The following is a 24,406-nucleotide window of genomic DNA, read 5'->3' as shown; positions in this document are numbered from 1 at the left end:
ATAGTAGTAATTGTAATCTCATTTCATTTATGAAAATTATTTATTTTCACCATGTGAATTAGTGATGGTCTGTTTGTGTCGACTTCATATATAAATGTCATGGTATTTTGCTTAATATATTTCTGCCAGAAGAGTAAGTGTCCCTGTCACAAATACCGTCATATACACCTTTAATCCAGCAACCATAAAAAAACCATCTCTAAGGGAATAGAAAAGTGTCGATAGAGAGGGCTTTATTAACTATTTTGTAGCATACCAAGGAGGGACGTTTTGCATTGCAAGATAGAATTGATTTATGGTGTCGAAGTAATATCATAACCATGATTTCCGTCCTTCTTGCGCATGTGTCTGCAACACCTTTACCATTGGCGAATAGCGCACCTCAAATCCGGAGTTAAGTATTCTAAATGCTAAACCAAGTCCTTCATAACTAAGGAAAAAATAATCTGTATAAAAAACGGAAACATTCAATTCTTCTTTATGAAATGCGACGGCACATTCAGAAATTTCATATGTTATAAATTCTCTAGACGAGTAAACTTCGACTTCTCTGTGATGTATCCAATTAGTTATTTTACCTGAGAATCTATCTGTTATGCTGAAGTCCAGTGCACCAACGTTTGTTTTCTTTCCAAAATATTCAACATGGTTGTCAATTGCGCTGTTATCAATTCCGAAAAAGTCATCATTCAAGGTTATTAAGACGAAAACTGATTGCCAGACATTGATTTGCAAGCATGGGCTGTTATGTAACAGGATTTGCGTCATCTTATCTCAGGCCAATGTCTACTAATCACCGTACTCCTTAATATTATTATGGCCCCTTTCGCTCTCTTTAATCCTTCATTTCTAGCAGAGACCACTAAGTTCTTATTCATAGCAATGAAGATAAATCCGAGTATTGCTTTGAAATCATCTCATGGGTGCCGTCACTCGATCAATTGTCGACAATGAAAATCTCAAGGTCTTGGTACCTGGTTTTACGTAAATCTTCCAAAAGATTTTTTAGAATGTGTTTCCTATTGTATGTTAAGACATTGATAGTAAAAAGCATATCCACTTTATAAAATTTTGCAAAAACATATAAATAGCAAAAAAATAAATGTAAATATCTTTCTTTTAGTCCAATAGCAATTTAGAAAAATCCGGTTGTTTCTCCTGCAGATATTCTGCTGCAGTTAAGTTATCTAAGGACTGGTGGGGCCTTTCACGATTGTACTAGTCGACCTAGTTGTCTGTGATCTCCCTTACCTCACTTAACGTATTGAAAATATAGAAATCCATTATTTCGTAACGGTACGTTTTATTGAACCTTTCAACATAAGAGTTCTGAGTAGGTTTACCTTTTTCAACAAACTCAAGCTGGATAGCGTTATCTTCTGCGAATTCTGGCATGGCCAGCGAGACAATTTCGGGCCCGTTGTCATCTCTCAGCTGTGATTAATTCGCTATCACCGTCAGGCAGTGATCCTTTCCAATACCCTGATAATGCGTTTTTACGGAATAATTGAGGTCGACCTCAATGACCAACACTTCAAGGTTATAGTCGTCTACAACATTACATGTCCTGAAAGTCTTGCTGTCAGAAAGACTGTTACTCATAAAATCTAATGCCAGCACTGGTTTGTAGATGCAGGAACGGACAAGGGTTGTGGGTTTCGACTTGCTAGCCTTGGCTTACCTTTCCGCCTTATGTTCAAGCCCATCTTGCAATACACACGATGGACCCGCTTGTGATTCCAGCTATGACCTCATCCTTCCGATGCATATTAGGCTTATATCAATACACGGTTCTGCTCAGCTGTAATAGCCGACAACTCGCTCTAATCCTCAGCTCAAAAGTTCTCCAGAGGTAATCAACCAGAGTTCATTTTGTTGCAGGCTTTAAATCTTTTTCCCAGGATGTCCTTGAGTACCTCTTTCTCGAGTGAGAGGTTGGCATATATCTGCTTAAGTCTAATATTCTGAGCATCCAAGTCCTTGATGTGTTTAATATCAGATGCTTCAATGGCGCCTTATTTTAACTTCCAATTGTAGTAAGTGGCCTAGCTCACCCCTCATTCTCGGCAAATTTCCTTGAACTTGGGTCCAGCTTCGACCTGTTTCAGGACCTTAATGATCTGTTGCTTTGTGATTTGCTTTATCCGCATAGGCTCCTACTCTGAGATATAGGGAAGTATGAGGGGATTTTCTAATTCATGCTGGTACTATTTTTTGGGATAACTACATAAAACAAATTCTTAATGATAGAACCGATTAGTTGGTAAAAGGTGTTGGGTTGTGCAGTTGATGGTGGACTTGAGTTAATTCCTCAAATCGATTTCTTGCTATAGTATACATTTTCGAAATGGATAAAATTATTCCAGCCGCTACCCACCAGTATATTTCCAATAAATCATGACCAAACAATCCAAGCGTTAATCTGACGAGTAAGAATACTATTGTTGCGTTCATAATACATAGCATAAGTTTTATATCCATTTGTTCATTGATGATTGATCGATCTTGTCTTTTTACGCTAGACCTATTTTGCCATGCATTTAGTGATTCTAAAAGCTTACTCAGCTCGTTACGTATAATAAAACTTTGGCGGAAAAGTATGATCATGAAAGACAAAAAACAAATTGCCCCCTGTATTCCTGTCTCAGCGAGGATTTGAGTATAAAGGTTATGAGTTTCCTGTACTCTTCTCCCGGCGTCCTCCTGAACTTTTGGGAAGCACAAAAGACCGACACCCGTAGGGTTGTCAAGGAAAACCTCCCAAGAATCTTTCAAGAGTGTGATACGGGCGTTTCTAGAGCGCCCTTCTTTTTCTTGACCAGTAAAGGATGATTCGAATCTTTCCTGATACTGACCTGGTATGAAGGTGACTGCCATTACGGCGGTTAGTAGTATTAGCACACTCAATTTCCACTTTTTGGTACTTAAAATAAATACATAAAATATAAAGGAAATAAAAGTCAAGTAACCTGTTCTGGATCCAGTGAATATTAAGATGTTAATCGAGAAAACAACCTGCAGACCGATTAATATTTTTAGCCATCTCTGTTTCACAGAAGGCAATAAATACAACATAAATGGTAATAGGCTCAGGGTCTTACCTGATAGTGAGTTCGGATGTCCAAACATTGAGCCCTGAGTGCCATGTAATCGCATGATTCCTTGGTTTTGCCACACCTGACTCCCAGTGATCTTTCCGATCATAGCCTCTTGGCCTATTTTGAAAAATGCTAAAAATGTACTAAACAAAAAATAGCGCAAATAAGTAGGAGAAGCAACGAATTTGCTAATAAATAATGTCATCAATGAGAATTTTACTACTCGATTGATATATGAGTTCCATGCGGTATCAAAATCATAAGAAAAGAATTGACTAAACATCAGGACCAATAAATAAACTATACAAATAGAATAGATAGGTACGTTGCTGATCCTTTTGTTTGTGGGTCCTGTCGGAGTGAGTATTGTTGCTACAGCAAGGGTAGCTCCTAGAATAAACTCAAAACGAATATCTCCCAAAAAAGGCCACCTCTCTCCTATTTCTAGCCACCAAGTAAAAACATAAATATTAAACAAAAATGTAACTGGTAAAATTATTTTTGGATAATTAGTGCTATATTCACTCATGATCAAAACCCTTGGTAAAGGTAGAACAGTTCTGTCTATACTTTCTGAAGTAAGAAGAAGTGATTATAGGTATTTCATGCTGTTTCTTTCCTCGCAATCTAAATCTGTGTTGTTTGATAGGAGCTTTGATTATATGGATTCATGATGTGTCTCTAAGTTAGGAGTTTTATTGCTTCAAACGTAAAATAAGGAAAAAATGATATAGCCATTGTGGATATAGTTATTTAAGGGGTTGTTGTGGCTTTTATAAAAGTTTTAAGATAGCTAATAATCGAATAAACTCTAAAATTGTATCTGTTGCTTTTTAGGTAGTATTCTCTGGCTAGTGTCATGTTGCCCTGCGCCTGATGGATATATCCAATGCTGAAATAATTCCTGGAAATCAGTTTCTTTGCAAGGGTTTCAAGTGTTTTTGGTAAACCGTTATTTAATTGTTTCTTCATTACTTTGATTCGATTTTGATGTGCGATAATACCTCTACTCGAAACACTGCCGCTTCTTATACGATATTTATGTAACGGAGAATTGATGAATCCGATTGAGTAATTCAAACAAAGTCTAAACCACATATCTCTATCATCACCATTTACTAAAGCTTCGTCAAAATAACCTATATCCTCTAGAAGATTTTTTCTTAACATAACACTGCTAGTGGGTATGTAGTTCTCAAGAAAAAGATTATGGAAAGCATCTTGAGCTGAAAGTATAAAAAAACCATCTTTGGTATAGTTGTTAAGTAAATTCTTTAGGCCATAATAGTCTTGGAGGAGTGTGTCTGGGTAGACCATGCCGTTATCTAGAAATCTATAGCAATCTGTAAAGATTGCTGATATTTCTCGGCAACTGTCCAGCATAGTTACACCTAGTTCTAATTTTTCAGGTAACATGATGTCATCTGAATCAAACAATGCGATATACTCACCATTTGCTTCTTTGATGCCAATATTTCTAGGTTTTGAAGGGCCACCATGATTTTTTGCCAATTGTATGTAGCGGAGGCGGGAATCATCGTATCCGGCAATTGTTGCATAAGTGCTATCAGTTGAACAATCATCAACAATAATCAACTCGAAATCACTGAAGGTCTGATCTAATATACTGTTAATAGCGTCAGGTAAAAAAGAGGCTGAATTGTAAGCTGGCATAATTATACTTACACGAGGCATCTTCTTTCTCCATCTTAAGCTGAATAGTAATTGCTCATACAAATTAATGTGCAGTAATAATTTGCATGGGAACGCTAAAGAGTATAATGTAATTAATTGTCTAATTACATGTCAACAGTCGCCAGTTGTGACATAGCAAAACATAGCTGAATGTTTCACTGATACCATATTTTGTTTTCCTGAGTCAGTCTGTATGTAGCCCTTTTTTAAAAGCGATATTCTATCTGTGCATTTGATGCAAATCTGAAATTTCCGATATGGCTGAAAAAATAGTGAGCAAACACAATATTGGTTTGAAGTTCGCTTAATTTCGCAGTTTGCGTAAATGTGGTTGATAAACGAAACATATATTAAACCATCATTCAGTTAAACGTTTCGATTAGTCTTATTAATGTCAATCAGAAGACTTGAAAAGGATACTTTTTTGTTCTATAATATTTTAGCAACTATTGATTGTTTATATATTTCTCCTGATATCTGATGTTACTAAACTTTAAATGCTAAGATGAATGGCTGAGAAAATGTTTTATTATTTTAAGTGTATACCAATGTAACATGTCTTGGCAAATGTGCTGAAATGCAGTAGAGTGTCAAGCCCCTAGTTTATAATTGATCCATATAAATAATGGTAATGTTTAGACATTGTCTGACTTGTGTAGATTGAGATAAATCTATCCCAAGCCTGTTCGACTAATGCTTGCTGTTTTTGTTGATCATCTAGAATCTTCAGTATTTCTTTTCCTAAACTAACCGGTTCGTTAGAACTCAAGATGATACCGGTCTTATCGGCAACAATTAGTTTGGGAATATCCCCAACTGCGGTGGTGATGACTGGTACACGGTTTGCCACTGCTTCTAATAACGCTATTGGCATTCCTTCATCAAGTGACGGTAAAACAAACAGGTCAGCAACCTGGAGTAAGTTAGGTATATCGTCTCTGAAGCCAAGAAGATGAACTGTGTCCCCGAGTTCAAGGGTGTTAATCTTCTCCTGTAGTGACTCTCTTAAGGTTCCTTCGCCTGCAATATAAAACTTTACTTGCGTATTGATTCCTCTGACATAACCTGCTGCATAAATAAGTGAATCTTGACCTTTCTGAGCAGTTAAGCGGCCAACATTAAAAACACAAATATCCTTTTCTCCCAGGCCAAGTTGCTCTTTTAGCCGCTGCTTGTCAGAAAAAGGCAAGTCGACGTGGTCTGAAAGAACGATACCGTTGTGGACAATACGTATTTGCCTTTCATTTACACCTGAATCGACTAACATCCTCTTGATATCCTCTGACACAGCAACGATGATTGGAAATGTTCGGTAGATAAGTTTCTCTAAACCTATCATCAATCTCTTTTTTAAAGGTTGCTTGGTATCTGCAAACCATAAATGACAAGTTGCAATTACAGGGATACCATTCAAGAGTTTGGCGCAAAAAGCAAATACTGATGCCTTGTACCCGTGAGAGTGTATCAGATCAATTTTATGCTTTTTCAACGAGCGAGCAAATCGCGGCAGATCTCGAAACAGTAAGTAGTTGTTAATGCTGTAAATGTGTGAATCCAGACCATTACGTTGTGCTGCGATATGCAGATCGACCTTAGTTCCAGCCTTTGGGACAATGCAGCCTACAATCGGCCGGTAGCACCCAGTGGTCATCATCTCCCTTGAAAGGTTGATAACTACATTTTCTGCACCATACATACCACCGCTATCAAGCAAGTGAAGTATTCTTTTTTTCGTTTGATTCAAAGTGGTATTCTCTCAAATATTTTATATTTTAATCCGGTTCCGCCACCACCGGCACCTGTCAGTTCTGCAATTTCGGTAAAATTCTTTTTAATATAGACAGCTAATTCCAATTGACCAGCTATTGGGAAATGTTCTTGTAGAAGAATATAGTGCATATCCTCGATATCTATAATGTCGGAGTATGCATCAAGCGGAGTTCGATAAAAAGAATAGTACTCATACCCAGAGTCATATCTCTGATCGAGCATATCAAATAAGACTAATTGTGAGCGTTCTTCCCAGTATTTAAGGTGCCGCAGGGTAAATGGTAAACCTGCTGCTAACGATTTAGACATAGATCTACGAATGCCTGTAGTTCTATTTCTAATACAGATAGTATTTTTGGGAAGAATCACCGATTCGAAGCCTATAATGTAAAATGGTTTTTCAAAGGCATTATCCTGAATCCAACTCCGCAGTTGCCCAAAATCGACACTCTTAAACTCTCGTACCTGGGCATAGGACTGGATAGTCAGAATAACAACAGAAAAGATTGCTAATGTTGCCGTAATACTCCGTCTTGGTAAACGACTTAAACCGTAAACCGCAGCTGAATAAAAGAGGGGGAGCGCCGGTAACATCCAATAAGCTCGCAATTGACGGATACTGGCAAATAGAGTAAGCCAACACATTGATTGCAGTATGATACTCTTCATTTTCTCGTTCGGGCCATCAATGCTGTTCCAATTAAACAAAGCAAACACGAACGCGCCCAGAACTCCTGGGACTATTAGCCATCCTGTTCCATTAAAAATAGCGATGAACTGTTCTCCCCAGTTGATCCACGGAGAAAAATCATCTTTCACATTTGCCATTCGAAGTTTGATATAGGTCAATGGATCCGCAAATAAGGATCCCGCAGCAAAACAAAAAAAGAAGATGGAAATGCATACAAAAATGACGATACTGCCAAATCCCTTACGCAGGCCGTGAAAACGGAATAAATCGAGTGCAATAAAGATTGTAAAAAAAGCACCATGCAACTTCATGCCTGCCGCCAACCCGAATGCAACTGCTGCGGCGAGAAACCATCCAAGTCGCTTGCCAAATACTGATTTATAATAAAAATACAATCCCAGGGTGCTGAAAAAGACGACAAATGAATCTGGTCGAGCAACAATATCACACCAGAAAGTGTTATACGATAGGAGATAGCTTACACAAATCAGAACTGCTGCCCACCCTTGCCAACAATTTTCGATTACTTGTTTTCCCACACAGTAAACAAGGTAACCTGTTGCCATATCAATAAGTATCACCAGAATCCTGTAGTTATGGACATATTCATCTGGTTGACCATAGAAATCACGATAAGCGTCTGCGACCAGATTAAAACTGATGGCATCCACATTACCCGATGAAACCATTTTAAATACATATGTTGAAAGGGAACAAAGACCACATATCCAGCTTTCAAGGTACATATGTTGTGGCGGTGATTGACCGAACCACACTAAAAAGCCTCCTTCAAAGGTCGTTATGTCATCAATAGTAACAAATGGCGATCCTACCTTGATAAGAGAAAATTTTAGTAAAAATGACAAAAGAAAGAAAGAAAACAGGATCAGGGATCTGCTCAAGTCGGAGGTTAGATCCAGTTTGTTTTCTAAAATTTGTAGAGATCTTATCATAAATCCCCGCGTCTCGGGCTTTTGTGTTGAAATGTCCAATATTTGTTTCCTGAAAAATTTACCGATAGGGCGACAATAATAGCCATTACTTGGGAGATCTCCGGTAAGATATCAAAAAAGGACACTAACATTTGAAGGAATAGAATATTTATCCCCAATGACACAATATTAACTGCCGCAAATTTAATGAATTCACTACCAAATCCTGGTCCTGATAATTGAAAAGTCCATCTTCTGTTCAATATAAAGCTGTTTATCATGCCGGAGAAGTACCCGATGACTGATGCGGTAATCATTGCAAATCCTAATGCCCTAAAAAGTAAAATGAATATAAGGTAGTGGATTAGAGTGTTCAATGCCCCAATGAAGGCAAATCTCACTAATTGAAAGCTAGTTTTCATTTGAAGTTTATTTCTTCATTGATGATATAAAGCGGTCGCTTTTTTAACTCTTCATACATTCGCCCAATATATTCACCTATGACTCCCAGGCAGAATAGCTGTACCCCACCAATAAAAAGAATTGCTGAAAACAGTGAGGCCCAGCCAGGAATAGCATGTGCTGGGAAGAAATATTTTATAATTAATCCGTAAGCGATCATAAAAAAACTAAATATAGCACTCAGTAATCCGAAGGCAGAGGATAGTTTAAGGGGAATATGTGAAAAAGATAACATCCCATCAATCGCAAACTTAAGCATTTTCCTGAAAGGATATTTCGTCTCCCCAGCCCATCGTTCATTACGACTATAATAGATTTCTCCCTGACGATAACCAACCCAACTGACCATTCCACGTACAAAGCGAGCTTGCTCACGCATTTGGTTAAATTCTCGCAGCACTTTTTTGTCGATCAATCGGAAGTCTCCAGTATCCACTGGTATTTCAATAGATGTTACCTTTTTCAGAATGCGATAGAAAGCTGCTGCAGTAAATCGCTTAAACCAACTTTCCCCTTTACGGCTCAAACGAATACCATAAACGACTTGATATCCGTTCCGCCATTTTTCCATCATTTCCGGGATCACATCCGGTGGGTCTTGAAGATCAGCATCGATGATCACGATTGCATCACCAATGGCCCGATCCATGCCTGCAGTTATTGCTATCTGGTGACCAAAATTTCGGGAGAAACTTAATAATTTTACATTAGCGTCTTGGTCACAGAGGTCCTTGGCCAGATTGAGAGTACCATCATGACTACCATCGTCAATCAAGATAATTTCATATCGATCACTTGCGCACTTATCCAGAACCTCTTTTAGGCGCCTATACATTTCGGATATGACAAGTTCTTCGTTATACAACGGGACGACAACACTTATTACAGTACTCATCCTCACCCCTTACTCATGTACTCAGTAATGAGAAATAGGTCATCAGTGATCAATTTTGCAAATGGAGAATCGGTATTTACCCGATTTTTCGGGTTTTATTTCATCGGTTACCCGAATATTAATTCGGAGGGAATCCCCAAACAAAGTCTGGAAATAACGTTCAAGCTCGTTGGCTTGCGAGTGGCCATAGCTTTTACCTGGGACAATATTCAGATTAAAAGAATCAAGGTCTTCCTGAACTATCTGCATCTGCTCTATGCCGGGTATCCTGGTCAGAGTGTTTTCAATGAGTGAAACTCCAGCTACTCTTGTACCGTCCCGCTTTAACAGAAAATCCGCCACGCGGCCAGTTACTTTCCCCATCAACGGTAGACCTCGACCACAGGTACAGTCCTGATCAAAGAACACACCAACATCTTCCACCTCGTAGCGGACAAAAGGCATAGCCCTATTCATCAAATCAGTGACTACAATTCGACCTGGTTCTCCTGGACCTGCATGCGATCCATCCTCTCGTATAAACTCGATGACCAGGTGCTCGATGTTCATGTGCATACCATTATGTTTTTCACATTCGCACGCGATAAGGCTCACTTCCTCGCAACCATATCTGTCAGTTACGCTACAGTTGAAAACTCTTTCAATCATCGTTCGCTCATGGGGAAGCAACATCATTGAGGTTGAAAGGATTCCAACTGGCCGTATAGTGTCGATTTTTAGTCTCTCAATATACTTAGCTACTATGTAGAGTGAATGAGCATGACCAAACAACAGAGTTGGCTTGTTATTATCCCATGTTTTCGCAAATTCTTGAACCGATTCATCTGTCACTGCCATTGTATCCAGGTAAATATAAGGCTGGACGCAGGCATTAAGTAGTTTGGCACGTAATGTCTTGGGCAATTTAGGATTACCCCACACTGCACCTATCTGCTCTCCGGGTTCCCATCCTGTCCAGCGATCATGACGTCTGGCACAAGCATTTCTTAATTCACTGCACTCTTCTGTTATAAGTATTTCCAGAGCTTTCCCGGTGGACCCTCCAGTCTTAAAGTTGAGCAGTCTATTCGGCTGGTAACCGGTTGAGAGCATGGCATGTCCTTGACGAAGGATCTCTTTCTTGGTCAAAATTGGTAATCGTCTAATATCTTCAGGTCCTTTAAGATCATTTTCTTTCAAGCCGGCATTTTGGAATTGTTTTTGATAAAATCCATTCTCACGCCATAGAAATCGCCACAATTTTTGCAAGCGGCTCCACTGAATCTCCTCAAGCTGGTTTCTGGAGTAGAATTGAGATTCTTCTAATCTTCGCCAATACGAAAGTTTAGCACTCCCCGATTTCATTATGTAAAGTGGTTCGAAGAAATGTCGTCTCAACAATGGAAAAATCATATTTCTATTCTCACTAATGATCGGTAATACTTTTCAGTTTCAGCAATAGTCTTAATCCAGGAAAAAGACCTTTCAATTTTCTTTAAAGATTCGGCGCCAAGTCTATGTCGCAGATCTGGATTTTCAATCAATCTATGCAGTGCCTGTCCAATGGCTCGATAATCTCCGGCCGGACAGCAAATACCATTTTCATGATTGACCAGTTCGATATTGCCTCCGACAGTAGTGGCGACGATTGGTAAGCCACAGGCCATATACTCGAGGATGGCATTTGACAGCCCTTCACGATCTGAACAAAGAACGCCTATATCAAGATTGTGGAGATATGCTGGGACTGTTTTAACCGACCCGGTAAAATAAATTTGATTCTTGAGATCATAATGTTTTACCAAGTTACTCAAGTGTTCAAGCTCAGGCCCCTCTCCAATCAACAGAACTCTGAATTCCTGTTGGGTACCCAAACACTGCAGTTCAGCGACAGCCCTTATCAGTACATCATGACGTTTTACCGGTGTTAAACTGGCGACCATTCCTATCCAGATGACATTGCTATTCGTCGAGAAGATAGGTGGAGAATGATCGGATTTGTCAGGAACAGAGATCCCGTTGGGAATGACTTTTATCTTATCAGGTACGGTTTTTTCTCGTTCTGCGACGTAAAGCCGAACTTGCTCGCTATTGGCGATTATTCCTGCGAAAGATCGATTAACATATGGTAATGCTATTGTGAAAAGAGAATGATACCAGGGGCTGTTTTCGTTTCCAAGCCCGATATCACGCCGGCTTGATAGTAACACCAAGGAATTCCCGGTAAATAATTTACCTAAAAAACCAACGAAAATCGAATCTTCAAAAAATGTCTGAATGATTTGAAGCCGTCTCTCCCTTATCACTTGGGTAAGCTTTTTTATGACGCTAGGGAAGCTCCATTTTAAGAAGCCCTGATACCCCAAAATTATACAGGGACAGGGGGGGCTGTTCTGTGTGAGCCATTCAGAGTTCGAAAGACAGATAAGATACGGGGCGAAGCGCTCGCGATCCAAGCGACGGATTGTCTCGAGCAATTGTTTTTGTGTACCTGCGGTATCACAGGTAATTGAATCAATAAGAAAAGCGATTCGTATCTGTGCTTCTTTCCACTCTCTTCTTCCCATCTCTATTATCCCTGCTATTATATGAACGCAAAATATCACGTCCGTAATGACTTGTTACAGGTAGAATCAGGCGATTCTAATGAGTTTATAGAAAGTTTGTTAAGCAACAATCCTTTATTTAACTATCAAACTGGATTAGCCTTGTCAATAATCCTAACTCATTTCAACCTTTTCGAGGCGTCCACATAACCTGTTTTTTTCCTAATATGAATTTTATTGCAGCATGGGCTGCTGCAGTATTCAAAAGAATAAAATAATGAAGAAAATGTAAACGGTTAAGCTGCATCCTGGTTTTTTCGAACAGAAGTGAGAAAAAGCCCCCTGCATAGCATGCTGTTTGCGTAACGAAAACTACTTTGTAGATGAATGCATCAGTCAAAAGCAGGCTGTTAGTAACAAGCGCTCCCAGTAAAAACAAAAAAACTAGATATCGAAGTAGCTTATGCGACCAGAGCTGCCAGGCGAAGACCAGACCGGCTTTTCCGAAGAGAAGGGGGCGCATATCGTACAGAGCCCATAATGAGCGGAGTGATACCCGAACTCTCATCTGATATTCTTCTCTGGATTGTGACAGTGCTGATTCTTTCAAGATCGCCTCGGGTTCATAGACAACTCGATACCCCTGTTCAATCACTTTGAGAGGTTGTACGAAATCCGGAAGTTGATCCGGGGTCATGTTACGATACAGGCCCTTCCGCATGGCATCGATACCACCGTCGACGCCGACCACGGAGCCTATCTGTGTTTCCAGACTACGCAGGAAATTTTCATATTTCATATATGCCGAACAGCCATCGCCGATTGGAGTGCCGTCCGGATTGGTATAGATCATCTTTCCTGTAACATATCCTACCTGTGGGTCATGAAAATTTGCCATGATATGTCTCAGGGAATCGGCGGCGTAGATCGAGTTTGCATCCGAGAAAACGAGGACATCTCCATTGGCATGGGGAATTGCCAAATTGAGAGCCGATGTCTTGCCGGCCCGAGGTTCTTGGCGCAGGAGCGTCACGTTTTCTTCAGGAAAGCTGTTGACAAGCTCATCTGTCCTGTCGGTTGAATCGTCTGAGACAACGATTATCTGCATTTTATCCTTTGGGTAATTCAACTCCAGCTTATTGGCTATAGTTTGGCCGATATGCTCTTCTTCATTGAAAGCTGCTATGAGAATGCTGACCCGTGGTTCGCTCGCGGTCTTGTTCACGTGTCGCCCAAGGAGTCTGGAGAGCACCCAGATACACGCAGGATAACCGATGTAAACATAGAATATCATGAACATGCTGAAGAAAAAAATACTTTCATAATAGAGTGCGTTCATTGCTCTATGCCGTCGCTTTCTTTCAGTGAATGGTAACGGGTTGTTTTTGATTTCGTGCAACAGTGCTTCATGGATGAAACCTCTCTTTTCCTCAGGTCATGCTAACGATAAAGACCCCAAGGCAGATGGTACAGAGCCCTGTCCATCGGAGCATGGAGATGTGCTCGCCCAGATAAAACCAGCTCAAGAAAAACACCAGTACATAGCTCAAACTGACGAAGGGGAAGGCAAAGCTCAGTGGGACCTTTGAAAGGCCATAGAGCCAGAAAAAAACGCCCGATGCGTACAGTGTTAAGCCTAGCATAACATAGGAGGAAAGAAAAATCTTGAAATAGGAGCTAATTACGCCGTTGGCAAAGTTGAGATCGGTAATACTGTTCAAACCCTTTTTTATCCAAACCTGACCAATAGCTCCCATAAGGATACTGGTAAGTAGGCAACTAATCGATAATGCTTTCATATATCACCCTAATTGTATTTCGAACCGTGGTTTGATTTGGCGTGTTTGTTTGCCTTATAAATATCCGTCCCTAGATAGAACAGTTCCTCAAAGTATCTCTTGTTTTGCATGGAGAGTACCCCAAGGCTTACCAGCTGGATGGCAAGCATCAGCGCTATGCCTGCTATGATGAAGGTATGGGGGGCCTGCTGAAAAGCCTCTGCTACCGCTGCCGACAAACGGGTAGCGTAGGAATTGCCAAGGTGTTGTACCAGCGGCAGGTTCCTAAAAGTATGTGCAAAGACCCAGAAGGTCGAATAGAACGAGAGCAGCAGGAAAAGGAGTCCGGGCAGGATGAAGAAAATAAACGGTTTGAACATGAATCCGGAAAAGAGGTAGGCAAAGATACTCTTTCGGATTTTCATGCTCGAACTTCTATTGAAATTCTGATCGTTTGTTGGATTCCAGTCAAGTGTTGCAGGGATCTCGATGATACGGGCGCCGAGCAGAATCGCTTTATACAGTATTTCGGCATGGATAGAAACGTCCATCGACCTCAGGCTCAGGTTCCTGAGAAACGTTCCATCATAGATTCGCACCATGCCGGTCAAGGTGGCGAGATCCTCCTCCGAGGTTGCTGAAAGGAATCTATTTGCGTTGATACTCAAGAATTTGCGGATCCTGGGAACATTGGCAACCTTCCCTCCTTCCATGTACGGCGAGGCGATGACAATTTTCGCATGTTCCCTCACAATTGCGTCGAACATGGCGCCGATATGCTCAGGAGCATAGCTCAGGTCAATATCCAGGGTGACGACATAGGCGCCCTGTGATTCGTTGAAGGCGTATCTCAGCGCCTGGCCCAGATTGAAATTGACTGCGTGGTGCAGCACGCGCACATTGGCATGATGGCCGGCGAAACGTTCGGCCAGTTCTCCGGTGTTGTCTGTACTCCCATCATTGATGACGAGGAGTTCCCAGTGGAACCGATACTCATTGATACACAGATATTGATGAAGGATTTCAAGATTTTTCTCGATTATTTCAGCTTCATTATATCCAGGGACGATAACACTGAGCAGAGGTATGTTTGTTGCCTCGTCCTTCCTGTTTACATTTCTGCTGCGATCGTACGACAGGCTTTCGGCAGTGGTCATGTCAATCATCTCCTGCCTGGCCGGCAAGAAGGTCGGCAGCCTGCCTGGCGAGTTTGATAACCTGGTTGTTGTTGAGGGTCGAATTGACAATCATGGTGGTATTTACCAAAAACAGGTTTTTCATCGGTGTCGTCATGCTAGGCACCATTTGGGAATAATTGATTTTTTGAATAGGTTGAACAAACGGTTCCCGATGAATGGCAGTGGCGACGATATCGTCTCGGGAAAAGGCTGGAAAGATTCGGCGAACTCCGGCGAGAAAATCCTCCAGGACTTCTTTATCGGAGCGCTGATAGTAGGGATCGTCCGGAGGCAGATATCGCGGCAGGTAAATCAATGCATTGCCGTTAAGTGTTGCGGGTGGAACGATGTTCGTAGCATCGATAAAACCGGTAAATGGAAAGCCAGGATCCGTCAAGTTCGTCACGTAATACGGACTCAACGATTTCTTGAGCACAAGGTTGGTGCAGATCAGGCGCAAATAGTCCACTGAACCCAGTTTTTCTCTATACGCATTGGGCATGTCAGGCCATAGCCGGATCAGCTCGGGGTTTGGAATAGTCGACAAGACTTTGTTGAATCGATGAGCATGCCCGGTACTGTCGATTAGAGAAATATGGTCGCTTGCGGTCGCGACGATTTTCTGAATCCCCCTGGATTGGTAGACTTCCACACCGTTGTCAAGCAACCGGCTCTTTATGCTGTCAAGAATTGAACAATAGCCACCTCGGACGACTCCCATCATCTCCTTTTTTGAGGTTTTCTCGCGGGTGCCGTAGTAACGGGTAATACATGACCAGATAAAGCTGCCGGAGGCGTGGTCTTTGGCCGCACCGAACTTTGATCTCAGCAGCGGATCCCATATTTTCTCGTAGATACGTCGCCCGAATACCGTGATCAGCCAGTTTTTTGCATACAGCTTCTCCAGCCTGGATGAATTGCGGATCTTCGAAGCATAGAAAATCCCGGCGCCCAATCGAAGCTTTTCCCAAAGGGAGAGGGGCTTGAATCGGAGGAACTCAAGGGTGGTGCTCATCGAATGCAACCGACCGTTGGTAAAAAAACCTGTTTTCGTTTCAGTGAAACGGACGTCGAGGGATAAACCGATTTCATCGATAAACCCCAGCAACTCCGAATCTGTTGACAGGATAACATGATAAAAACGATCCCAGCTAAAACCGGGAATCAACTCCTCGGCTTTCGAGAGCCCGCCAATCTCCTGTTCTTTTTCGAAAAGGGTTACCTTATAACCCCGTTGCGACAAGTAGAAGGCACTTGCCAATCCCATCATTCCACCACCAATTACCGCAACCTTCATGCTCTTTTCCAATGCGTTAAGTATTCATTGTTGCTGGATGGCCATTGGTTATCGGCTATAAAGCAGATCCAGTCCATTCGTTTTAGTATCTTCGGTACTTCGAAAGGTAAGCGCGGCAGCCTGTCCCACATCATGTGACGGGTGCAGGGGCTCACGTCAGGCGACATACGCGGCAGTTGTCTCCAGGTCTCTGCGCCTGACATCGATGGTTTTCCTGATTGCTTCCCGCATAGTTATCCTGGGCTCGTAATCCAGTAATCGCTTGGCTTTGGTGAGATCAGGTCGCCGGCGCAAAATATCCTTATATTTTTTACCGAAAACCTCCTCCATGGGAATAAACTTGAGCTTCAGTTCAAGACCCGTCTCCGCTATCTCATGAATGAGCCTGGCAGATTCCAGCACACTCAACTCTTCATCATTTCCCAGGTTGATTATCTCTCCAACCGCTTTTTCATTTTCCATTGCCTGCAGCGAACCACTGATCAGGTCGTCGACATATGCCATAGACCTCGATTGTGAGCCATCACCATGAATGGGAACTTCCCGATCTTTTAAAACCGCGTCGACAAAAATCGGGATGTGGCCTCCGGACCAGGAGAAACTGGACCGCGGACTGAATCCGCCAAAATAACGAATGACCACTATGGGTACCCCGTAATCCTTGTAATATGCGAAAGCCATTTGCTCACTGTAAAGTTTTGAAACAGCGTAACTCCAGCGTTTGATCATGCTAGGGCCAAGCAGCAAATCACCGTCTTCGCGAAATGGGAGGTCCGGGGACATACCGTATACATCCGACGTCGATGCAAAAAACACCTTGCATCCCCACATCCGGGCGACCTCCAAGATATTTCTCGTGCCGTGTTCATTGACCCTCAACGTATCCATGCTGGAGTCAGCCTCACCTATTTTTTTCACCGCAGCCAGATGAACAATTGTGTCAACGTCGCGAGTAAGAATCTTGAGTGTCTCGAAGTCGCTTATGTCTACTCGATAAAACGTAAAACGAGGGTTTTGGAGGTGGTGTCTGATATTGGCTTTTTTCCCATAGGAAAAATTGTCAACACCGATAACGCTATATGTGTTTTTCTCTAAAAGAGCATCCAGCAGATGTGAACCGATCATTCCGGCAACACCGGTTATCAATACACGTTTCATATATTCCACCTTTTTATCCGTGGTCTGATTGTTCTATGCGGTGGGTTATCGTGAGACCCCCCCGAATTTCACATCGAATCAAAAGAGTAGGTGAGTCCCAACCAGAATCGGCATCTCTTCCTACTTCATCATTGTGCGAAAATCTAGCCTTGGAATATCAGCTGAATGCCATTGGCGAAATTTTTCACACGCCTCGATTGAGAAGAAAAATATCTTTTTTTGGGGCACTAATTAACGACAAGATGATCAGGCGCCGTGAGTTGTAACCCTTCTGACGTTTGATCGTATTTTTTGTTACAGAAACTGCATGCGAAATCTTCAGCAAGTCTTTCGCCGCATTTGCACACCCACCCGATTACCTTGGCAGGATTGCCGACAACCAGAGCGTGATCAGGGACTTTACGAGTGACCACCGCACCTGCCCCGACAAAACTGTAGCGACCAACGACGTTACCGCAGACGACGGTAGCATTGGCGCCTATGGTCGCCCCCTGCTTGATCAATGTGGGTTTTACCTGATCCATTTTGGAGAGTTCGGCCCGAGGATTGGTAATGTTGGTAAAGACCATGGAAGGTCCACAAAATACACCGTCTTCGAGAGTGACTCCTTTGTAGACGGATACGTTGTTCTGAATTTTGCATTCTTTTCCTATTTTGACATCAGGGCCGATCACCACATTTTGTCCGATATTGCACTGTTCGCCAACTTCTGATCCAGATAGTATATGGGAAAAATGCCATACTTTTGTTCCGTTGCTTATCTCGACCCCCTCATCGATGATAGCTGTTTCATGGACCTGGATATCGCCAGTTGTGGTGTGCATGGAGGAAAGGTTTCGTAGCCGGTCGGAGGCTCTGCGTTCTCTTACCACCAGCGTGCCGTCTATACGTACCTTTTGCCCATGCTCATCCAGTGAGCGTTGACTTGCGTTCAGAATACGTAATACCCGAAGCCCTTCGTACCCATCAGTAATCGGCTGTTTGTCGGTGGCAATACATTCCAGAAAGTGGATGCACTCACGACGCAATGGTTCATCCTGCGGAATATCCACCCGTTCCGCTTCCGCTTTTTCCGGTGTGGGAAATCCATTTACCCATTGCATCTGATGGGGGTAGGTGAGAAGTTTGTCAGGCCAGGGCTTGGTGTCGTCAAACACCGCCATCTTCCTTTCGCCTACAACCACCAGCTTCTGCTCCTTAAAAGGGTGGAGCCAGGATACAAAAATGTGAGCATTCAGGCCGCTGGCAAATCCGAAATGAGTTGTCGTGACATCGGCAATACGTTGATGCAGGTAATATCCGCCTGTTGTCATGATGTTTTCCGGTTCCTCTCCTGACAACGATAGAATCATAGATATATCGTGCGGTGCAAATGACCAGAGGATGTTCTCTTCACGACGAATTTTGCCAAAATTAAGCCGGTTGGAATAAATGTAATCCACGCGTCCCAAATCGCCGGACATAACCATGTCTTTGAGTTTGATAAAGGCTGGATGGTATTGCAAAAGGTGGCCGACCATGAGGGTGAGCCCCTTGTCTTGCGCTATTTTTATAAGTTTTATGCCTTCCGCTTCGTGTAATACCAACGGTTTTTCAATAAGAACATGTTTGCCGGCGAGCAGTGCTTTGTGCGCCACCTGAAAATGGGTTTCAGCCGGAGTGGCAATGACTATGCCCTGGATATCTTCACGCTCCAACACTTGGTTTAAGGAGCGGCAGGTGTCTACACCACTATACTGCTCCTTGAGTGAACTGAGTACCGGCACACTCTTGTCGTAGATGAGCTTCAACGCTCCGAGCTGGTGAAAATTACGGACGAGATTTTTTCCCCAGTATCCAGTTCCGATAACTGCCACCGAAGGTAGTTTATAATCTGATATTGTATCCATTTTACCCCCCTGACCGTATATTGCTATCAAGTATCTCGGTAATTCTCTTCTGCTTGGCTATTTTGGGGTAAGAATGCCTAGGCAGACTGAAAATCCTCCGAATCCTGTTATGTTTAAAAGAGAAAGGATTGTAGTGCAAATTCAATGTTTTGCATCAAAGCTATCAACGATTTTGGCTGCTGCATCACCGTCGCCGTAAAGACCGGGCTGCACTGTCACATTGGTATTTCGAGCCAGTGTGCAGGCATTGAGGATGGCCTGCTTTTCCGCCCCGGCCAGAATATTTGCTCCCGCTTCCACCGTCTCAACCCATTCGGTTTCGTCACGGAGCGTTATGCAAGGAACGCCAGCGAAATAAGCCTCTTTTTGGACCCCGCCCGAATCGGTGCATATCAAGCCGGCATTTGCCTCCAGGTGAATCATGTCCAGATACCCGACCGCCTCTATCACTCGTATGCCTGTATTGTCATCAATGCAGATATTGTTTTGTTCTAACGCCTTGCGAGTGCGAGGGTGCAGCGGCAGTACTATCTGCTGTCCACCATACGAGAGCTCTTTGAGTGCGCTGAAAATGTTGGTGAGTCTCCGGCAATCATCGGTATTCTCCTGACGATGGACGGTGGCAAGGCAATACGAGCCGGAGGACAGGTCAAGTGTATCTAGAATCCGGGAGCGAGCGGCCGCCTTCTCTTTGAATTGCAGGAAGGCATCGAACATCACATCGCCGGTTAATATAACTCCCTCGGTAATTCCCTCCCTTACGAGATTGGCTGTTGCGATTTCTGTCGGAGTAAAGAGGGCCTCGGACATATGATCAGTTAGGACCCTATTGAGTTCTTCCGGCATTCGTTTGTTAAAGCTTCGTAAGCCAGCCTCGACATGAGCAATAGGGATGTGCATTTTTGCGGCCACTATCGCACCGGCAAGCGTTGAGTTTGTGTCGCCGTAGACAAGAACCCAGTCCGGATGCTCAACGTTCAGGACTTCCTCGATTTTGCTCATCATCCGGGCAGTCATGCTCCCATGACTGCCGGATCCTACCTCCAGATGATAGTGAGGTTCCGGTATGTCCAGCTCGTCAAAAAACACCCGACTCATGTTGTAATCGTAGTGCTGGCCGGTGTGAACTATGATCTCTCGATTATGACCTAGGTCGCGATTTTCAGATCTTTTCCTGATTTCAGAGTTGACCACCGAAGCCTTGATGAATTGAGGGCGTGCTCCTATGATCGTGACGACATTCACTTGATTCTTCCGTCTCAGTTTACGCTGATTTTTAGTGGCATGAGGGCGTCCCTAACACCTTGAGTACAGCAAAAAATGAATTGAAATACTAGGGAAAAAGTGTAATCCTGACAAAAAAAAAGAACGAAAGAGGAAAGGTTGTTCTACAGCGAATGAGTGCTTGAATTCTGCATGATTGAAGCAGATAATGGATTAGTTTGGGTTTGATTATGATTGGAATTCCAGTTGCGTAAATGACATAATAAACACGAACACTAAGTTATATCCTTCCAGAAAAGGCCAATTGCTCCTAACTGTCAGATATTCCATTGAATTGCTCCACTGGGTAGCGACCAATGCCTGCGGTACAATTCCGCATGTGTCTCGATTGAGAAGAAAGTATCTTGTCGAGTGATATCGCTTTCGCTGCAGGTTGTTAGGGCGGGAAATGAATTGAGGGCATTAGGCCACACCGATCACAACAACATGAAATTATGAATATTCCCCGAACACTCTTTATCAGCTCGGTTGCGAGAACCCTCTTTTTGATCTTCAATATTGTCGTGTCATTTATCATGATGCCGTTCATCGTGGGCCAGTTGGGGGACCATTGGTACGGTATCTGGGTTATTCTCGGTAGTTTCGCCAGTTACTATTATATTCTCGATTTCGGTCTGGCTTTTGCCGTCACCCGGTATGTCACGACCTCCATTGAAAAACAGAAATACGAGCAAGCCAACATCATTATCAATACCTCTTTGGTGATTTATAGCCTTATAGCAGTATTGATCCTGGTTGTAGCGGCTATCATTGCATTCTTTACCACTGTGTTTGTTGCCTCGCCCGAGGAATTGCGTCTGATCAGGATAATTATCGTGGTCATGGGCCTCAACATGGCCCTTGAGTTTCCCTTCAAGGCCTTTGCTGGAATCATTCAGGCCTACCTCCGCTATGATCTACTTACCTATTCCCACTTCATTTCCTTTAGTTTAAGAACAATGGCTGTGTTGTATTTTCTTAGCCACGGCTATGGCATTCTGACCTTATCTATAATCTCTCTTTTTTCCAACCAGCTCTGTAATGTCATGTTCTTTTTCGTGGCAAAGCATTTGTTCAAAAAACTAAAAATCGATATCCGACTTTTCCGAAAATCCGAAGTAAAAGAACTCTTTACCTATAGTATTTGGGCCTTCTTGACCCAGATAGCCAATCAAATGCGGTTCCGTGTTGATTCATTGGTTATTGGAGGTATCCTTTCAGCCTCAGCTGTGACCCACTATTTTATTGGTGCCCGTTTGGTGGAATACTTTCGGACCTTGGTTTATAAGGCTACCAATATGATGACCCCCGTGTTCACCAAATATCACGCGCGAAACGACAAGGCCGCTATTCGGGAAAAATTGTTGTTTGTCACTCGCATCAACACCATTCTTGCCATTTTCGGAGGAGGGATAATCATCATTGTAGGCAAGGCATTCATTATCAAGTGGATGGGGACCGATTACACAGATGCCTATCCGGTACTCATAACTTTGATGCTCGCCATAATGGTGCAAATTATAGTAAATCCACTTGATAACCTGTTATATGCGATCAATCGCCATCGATTTCTGGCCATATTGAACAGTGTTGAAGGTGTCGTGAATCTCATGTTAAGTCTTATCCTCATCCATCGATATGGGATTTTAGGGGTTGCTGTAGCTACTGCAATTCCACTGCTGGTAGCACGCATCTTTTTTGTTCCGGTGTACGCTTGCCGGCAAATTGACCTTCCGCTTTGGAAATATTTGACCAGTTTAGGTAACATCATCGGTTTTTCCGTTTTCTACCTTGCCATTACCTACTGGCTCTCACAGGCTCGGCTCACCGTGCCCAGCTATCTCGATATTATGGCAATTACCACAGTGGCAGGAATAATTTATATATCTATCATTCCCTTTCTCTTTTTTTCCCGGAAGGAAAGGAACCTGCTTCTTAGTATGGTTAGACGATAGACCGCAAGACAGAGATCGTCAAAAAGGTTCAGGATGACGCCATTCTTTCAATCAAGTCCAGTCTTGAACGTTACCGTAGTGAACTGATCTGTTTTATAGAGAGGCATCCAAGAGTCGGTATCGTTTTTTGTGACTATCAAAAACGTGATGAAACCTGGTCGGATTCATCTTTATAATGTTAGAGAAATTTAAAGTTTTGTGAGTTGGATAAATAGAGGAGTTAATGTATGCGCCCAACTTATGACAAAAGACAGAGTTAACGAGCCTGATTGTACCTGACAAGACGAACCTTGGTACCAACAAATTTCTTTTGCTCAATAACTGTGCAATGTGTTTCGACAAATTGTTCAACAAACCGCGCGCCGATATCAACCCCGAGCCAAGAACCAGTTGCATAGGTCAACAGCCAGAAATGATTTGAAGATTTATCAAGCTTCTCTGCCATTTCGATAAGTAATTGTTCACTCTTGAGAACAGGAGATTGAGCATCAAAATGATCCAAGCCGAATGCATTCGGTACAGGAATGATATTGGCAGTCGGTTTGAAATAAGTGGAGAACGGCAAGGCGCCTGTATTTCGAAAAACCAGAATGGGGGCATTATAATGACTTGAGCTGGAAATATGCCCGGCGACCCGCTCCCAATCTCCGTACTTTACCGGAGGTACATACTTATACATGAGAGCATTCGCATAAGTGGCCATGCATATTGCCAGAAGCAGCCAACCAAGCCACCTTTGCTTGATCGAGCAGAGATAACCAAGCCACAGACCAAGAAGCGGAAAGAACAGTATGGCCAGATGACGCCGCTGGGTATAATACATACCAAGTTTCCAGCAGATAAGGGTGAAGCTGCCTGCTAGTACGAACAAAAGTGTGAGCAAATACATATTTGGAAGCGTGATTACACAAGATTTGTGTCGCACAAGCAGATAAACCAGATACAGCACCAACAGCAGAACGATCCAATCCTTCACGGCCGCCCAACCAGCAATTCCGTTGTCGGGAAACAGCAATCCCTGAAGCAGCCAGCACACATGCTTCACGCTTTCCGTAAGTCCCGGTGCTGAAACAGCTGCTGAGGCAGTATGACTGACCTCGCGCACCTGGTCGGAGAGCACGCCTATCATCGGCAGAAAGAGAATGCCAACCACCAGCATACCAACAATATACACCTTTAACTCCTGCCAACGCCCCAGCACCATTAATGCGAAAGCACCGGCCAACAGAAGAAATCCTGCATAATATTGTGTATAGAGTATTGCCAGGGACAAAGCAAAGAAGGCCAGTCGGTCCCTTGTGGCGTGCTGCCGATCATCATGTAAAAAAGCTTTATGGAAAAAGTACATCAACAGCGCGCATTCCAATAAAAGGAAACCGTAGAGTCGGATCTCGCTCGCTGCCCAGATCAAGTAAGGGTTTAGTACAAGGATTGGGAAGAACGGCAGAACCTTAGACTGCCCCCACAAGCGGCAGGCGAGAAGGTAGATGATATATGTGGCCAGAGCTACACTTATGACGGAAAATAGCCGGGCAAATAGTACGGAACTGTCACCCATTCGCCACAAGTTCAACAGAAAATAGTAGAGCGGCGGTTGAGAGTCAAAGTGAATAGATTGCCAGATGGCTCTTCTCATTGAGCCTTCGGTGGCAAATAATGAAAAGTATTCGTCAACCCATATGTTGAGCGTGAAAGATAGATACAGTGTCAGCGCTAACTGACACATCATGAGCGTAGCGATCATCGTTCCCGGTTGTCGGAAAAAGACTCTCATAGACATTATTTTGCCTCTTATGCTGTTGTATCAGCTCAATATGGTA

At 42.9% G+C, this 24,406-nt stretch carries 18 protein-coding genes and 1 pseudogene; 1 reads left to right on the top strand and 18 read right to left on the bottom strand.

Translation table 11 applies throughout. The features are described 5' to 3' along the window. Window positions 1-312 precede the first annotated feature (312 nt). The 17 genes and pseudogenes from FCL45_RS23525 to wecB form a co-directional block, all read right to left on the bottom strand. Window positions 313-768, bottom strand: coding sequence for a hypothetical protein (locus tag FCL45_RS23525; RefSeq protein WP_136799914.1), 456 nt, complete (start codon window positions 766-768; stop codon window positions 313-315). Window positions 769-1,119: 351 nt separating this feature from the next. Continuing rightward, window positions 1,120-2,150, bottom strand: a pseudogene (locus tag FCL45_RS23520) (IS3 family transposase). 106 nt (window positions 2,151-2,256) lie between these two features. Further along, on the bottom strand, window positions 2,257-3,627 hold the full coding sequence (locus FCL45_RS23515) for an O-antigen ligase family protein (RefSeq protein WP_136799913.1): 1,371 nt from the start codon (window positions 3,625-3,627) through the stop codon (window positions 2,257-2,259). A 224-nt stretch (window positions 3,628-3,851) separates the two neighbouring features. Continuing rightward, window positions 3,852-4,793 (bottom strand): glycosyltransferase family 2 protein, encoded by a 942-nt coding sequence (locus tag FCL45_RS23510; protein WP_136799912.1) that lies wholly within the window; start codon window positions 4,791-4,793, stop codon window positions 3,852-3,854. 598 nt (window positions 4,794-5,391) lie between these two features. Continuing rightward, window positions 5,392-6,537 (bottom strand): glycosyltransferase, encoded by a 1,146-nt coding sequence (locus FCL45_RS23505; protein WP_136799911.1) that lies wholly within the window; start codon window positions 6,535-6,537, stop codon window positions 5,392-5,394. After that, window positions 6,534-8,246, bottom strand: a complete 1,713-nt coding sequence (locus FCL45_RS23500; protein WP_136799910.1) for a glycosyltransferase family 39 protein — start codon at window positions 8,244-8,246, stop codon at window positions 6,534-6,536. Before FCL45_RS23500 ends, FCL45_RS23505 begins: the two co-directional genes overlap by 4 nt. Next, on the bottom strand, window positions 8,204-8,608 hold the full coding sequence (locus tag FCL45_RS25440; protein WP_136799909.1) for a GtrA family protein: 405 nt from the start codon (window positions 8,606-8,608) through the stop codon (window positions 8,204-8,206). The genes FCL45_RS23500 and FCL45_RS25440 overlap by 43 nt, the downstream gene beginning before the upstream one ends. Beyond that, window positions 8,605-9,543 (bottom strand): glycosyltransferase family 2 protein, encoded by a 939-nt coding sequence (locus tag FCL45_RS23490; RefSeq protein ID WP_176360090.1) that lies wholly within the window; start codon window positions 9,541-9,543, stop codon window positions 8,605-8,607. Before FCL45_RS23490 ends, FCL45_RS25440 begins: the two co-directional genes overlap by 4 nt. A 42-nt stretch (window positions 9,544-9,585) precedes the next feature. Next, window positions 9,586-10,935 carry a phenylacetate--CoA ligase family protein gene (locus FCL45_RS23485; protein WP_217907624.1) on the bottom strand — a complete coding sequence of 450 codons (1,350 nt, stop codon included), beginning with the start codon at window positions 10,933-10,935 and terminating at the stop codon, window positions 9,586-9,588. After that, complete coding sequence (locus FCL45_RS23480; RefSeq protein ID WP_136795772.1) at window positions 10,932-12,089, bottom strand: glycosyltransferase; 1,158 nt, start codon at window positions 12,087-12,089, stop codon at window positions 10,932-10,934. The genes FCL45_RS23485 and FCL45_RS23480 overlap by 4 nt, the downstream gene beginning before the upstream one ends. A 163-nt stretch (window positions 12,090-12,252) precedes the next feature. Next, a complete protein-coding gene (locus FCL45_RS23475; protein WP_136795771.1) occupies window positions 12,253-13,407 on the bottom strand; it encodes a glycosyltransferase family 2 protein in 1,155 nt (384 codons plus the stop codon). 91 nt (window positions 13,408-13,498) lie between these two features. Next, window positions 13,499-13,867 carry an EamA family transporter gene (locus FCL45_RS23470; protein ID WP_136795770.1) on the bottom strand — a complete coding sequence of 123 codons (369 nt, stop codon included), beginning with the start codon at window positions 13,865-13,867 and terminating at the stop codon, window positions 13,499-13,501. A gap of 8 nt (window positions 13,868-13,875) precedes the next feature. After that, window positions 13,876-15,003, bottom strand: a complete 1,128-nt coding sequence (locus tag FCL45_RS23465) for a glycosyltransferase family 2 protein (RefSeq protein ID WP_136795769.1) — start codon at window positions 15,001-15,003, stop codon at window positions 13,876-13,878. A 1-nt stretch (window position 15,004) separates the two neighbouring features. Next, window positions 15,005-16,321, bottom strand: a complete 1,317-nt coding sequence (locus tag FCL45_RS23460) for an NAD(P)/FAD-dependent oxidoreductase (RefSeq protein WP_136795768.1) — start codon at window positions 16,319-16,321, stop codon at window positions 15,005-15,007. Between the two features lie 156 nt (window positions 16,322-16,477). After that, a complete protein-coding gene (locus FCL45_RS23455; RefSeq protein ID WP_136795767.1) occupies window positions 16,478-17,479 on the bottom strand; it encodes an NAD-dependent epimerase/dehydratase family protein in 1,002 nt (333 codons plus the stop codon). 227 nt (window positions 17,480-17,706) lie between these two features. Next, window positions 17,707-19,368 carry a Gfo/Idh/MocA family oxidoreductase gene (locus FCL45_RS23450; protein ID WP_136795766.1) on the bottom strand — a complete coding sequence of 554 codons (1,662 nt, stop codon included), beginning with the start codon at window positions 19,366-19,368 and terminating at the stop codon, window positions 17,707-17,709. A 141-nt stretch (window positions 19,369-19,509) separates the two neighbouring features. Next, window positions 19,510-20,613, bottom strand: coding sequence for a non-hydrolyzing UDP-N-acetylglucosamine 2-epimerase (wecB, locus tag FCL45_RS23445; RefSeq protein ID WP_136795765.1), 1,104 nt, complete (start codon window positions 20,611-20,613; stop codon window positions 19,510-19,512). A 473-nt stretch (window positions 20,614-21,086) separates the two neighbouring features. On the opposite strand from wecB, the gene FCL45_RS23440 reads away from it, so the two are divergent. Continuing rightward, window positions 21,087-22,586: a lipopolysaccharide biosynthesis protein gene (locus tag FCL45_RS23440; protein WP_136795764.1), complete on the top strand. Its 1,500-nt coding sequence runs from the start codon at window positions 21,087-21,089 to the stop codon at window positions 22,584-22,586. A gap of 256 nt (window positions 22,587-22,842) precedes the next feature. On the opposite strand, the gene FCL45_RS23435 is transcribed toward FCL45_RS23440, so the two are convergent. After that, entirely contained in the window at window positions 22,843-24,366 is a 1,524-nt protein-coding gene (locus FCL45_RS23435) for a glycosyltransferase family protein (protein ID WP_136795763.1), read from the bottom strand. Window positions 24,367-24,406 lie beyond the last annotated feature (40 nt).

Origin of the sequence: Desulfosediminicola ganghwensis (genome assembly GCF_005116675.2) — a bacterium.
Classification (GTDB): domain Bacteria; phylum Desulfobacterota; class Desulfobulbia; order Desulfobulbales; family Desulfocapsaceae; genus Desulfopila; species Desulfopila ganghwensis.
This window is presented reverse-complemented; position numbering and strand designations above follow the sequence as displayed.

Excerpts from the sequence above, each read along its gene's own strand:
- FCL45_RS23525 (WP_136799914.1), bottom strand. The coding sequence starts at position 768 with ATGACGCAAATCCTGTTACATAACAGCCCATGCTTGCAAATCAATGTC.
- FCL45_RS23460 (WP_136795768.1), bottom strand. The coding sequence starts at position 16,321 with ATGAAGGTTGCGGTAATTGGTGGTGGAATGATGGGATTGGCAAGTGCC.
- FCL45_RS23440 (WP_136795764.1), top strand. The coding sequence starts at position 21,087 with ATGAATATTCCCCGAACACTCTTTATCAGCTCGGTTGCGAGAACCCTC.
- FCL45_RS23455 (WP_136795767.1), bottom strand. The coding sequence starts at position 17,479 with ATGAAACGTGTATTGATAACCGGTGTTGCCGGAATGATCGGTTCACAT.
- FCL45_RS23435 (WP_136795763.1), bottom strand. The coding sequence starts at position 24,366 with ATGTCTATGAGAGTCTTTTTCCGACAACCGGGAACGATGATCGCTACG.
- FCL45_RS23485 (WP_217907624.1), bottom strand. The coding sequence starts at position 10,935 with ATGATTTTTCCATTGTTGAGACGACATTTCTTCGAACCACTTTACATA.
- FCL45_RS23465 (WP_136795769.1), bottom strand. The coding sequence starts at position 15,003 with ATGACCACTGCCGAAAGCCTGTCGTACGATCGCAGCAGAAATGTAAAC.
- FCL45_RS23490 (WP_176360090.1), bottom strand. The coding sequence starts at position 9,543 with ATGAGTACTGTAATAAGTGTTGTCGTCCCGTTGTATAACGAAGAACTT.
- FCL45_RS25440 (WP_136799909.1), bottom strand. The coding sequence starts at position 8,608 with ATGAAAACTAGCTTTCAATTAGTGAGATTTGCCTTCATTGGGGCATTG.
- FCL45_RS23515 (WP_136799913.1), bottom strand. The coding sequence starts at position 3,627 with ATGAGTGAATATAGCACTAATTATCCAAAAATAATTTTACCAGTTACA.
- FCL45_RS23475 (WP_136795771.1), bottom strand. The coding sequence starts at position 13,407 with ATGAACGCACTCTATTATGAAAGTATTTTTTTCTTCAGCATGTTCATG.
- FCL45_RS23480 (WP_136795772.1), bottom strand. The coding sequence starts at position 12,089 with ATGGGAAGAAGAGAGTGGAAAGAAGCACAGATACGAATCGCTTTTCTT.
- FCL45_RS23470 (WP_136795770.1), bottom strand. The coding sequence starts at position 13,867 with ATGAAAGCATTATCGATTAGTTGCCTACTTACCAGTATCCTTATGGGA.
- FCL45_RS23450 (WP_136795766.1), bottom strand. The coding sequence starts at position 19,368 with ATGGATACAATATCAGATTATAAACTACCTTCGGTGGCAGTTATCGGA.
- FCL45_RS23510 (WP_136799912.1), bottom strand. The coding sequence starts at position 4,793 with ATGCCTCGTGTAAGTATAATTATGCCAGCTTACAATTCAGCCTCTTTT.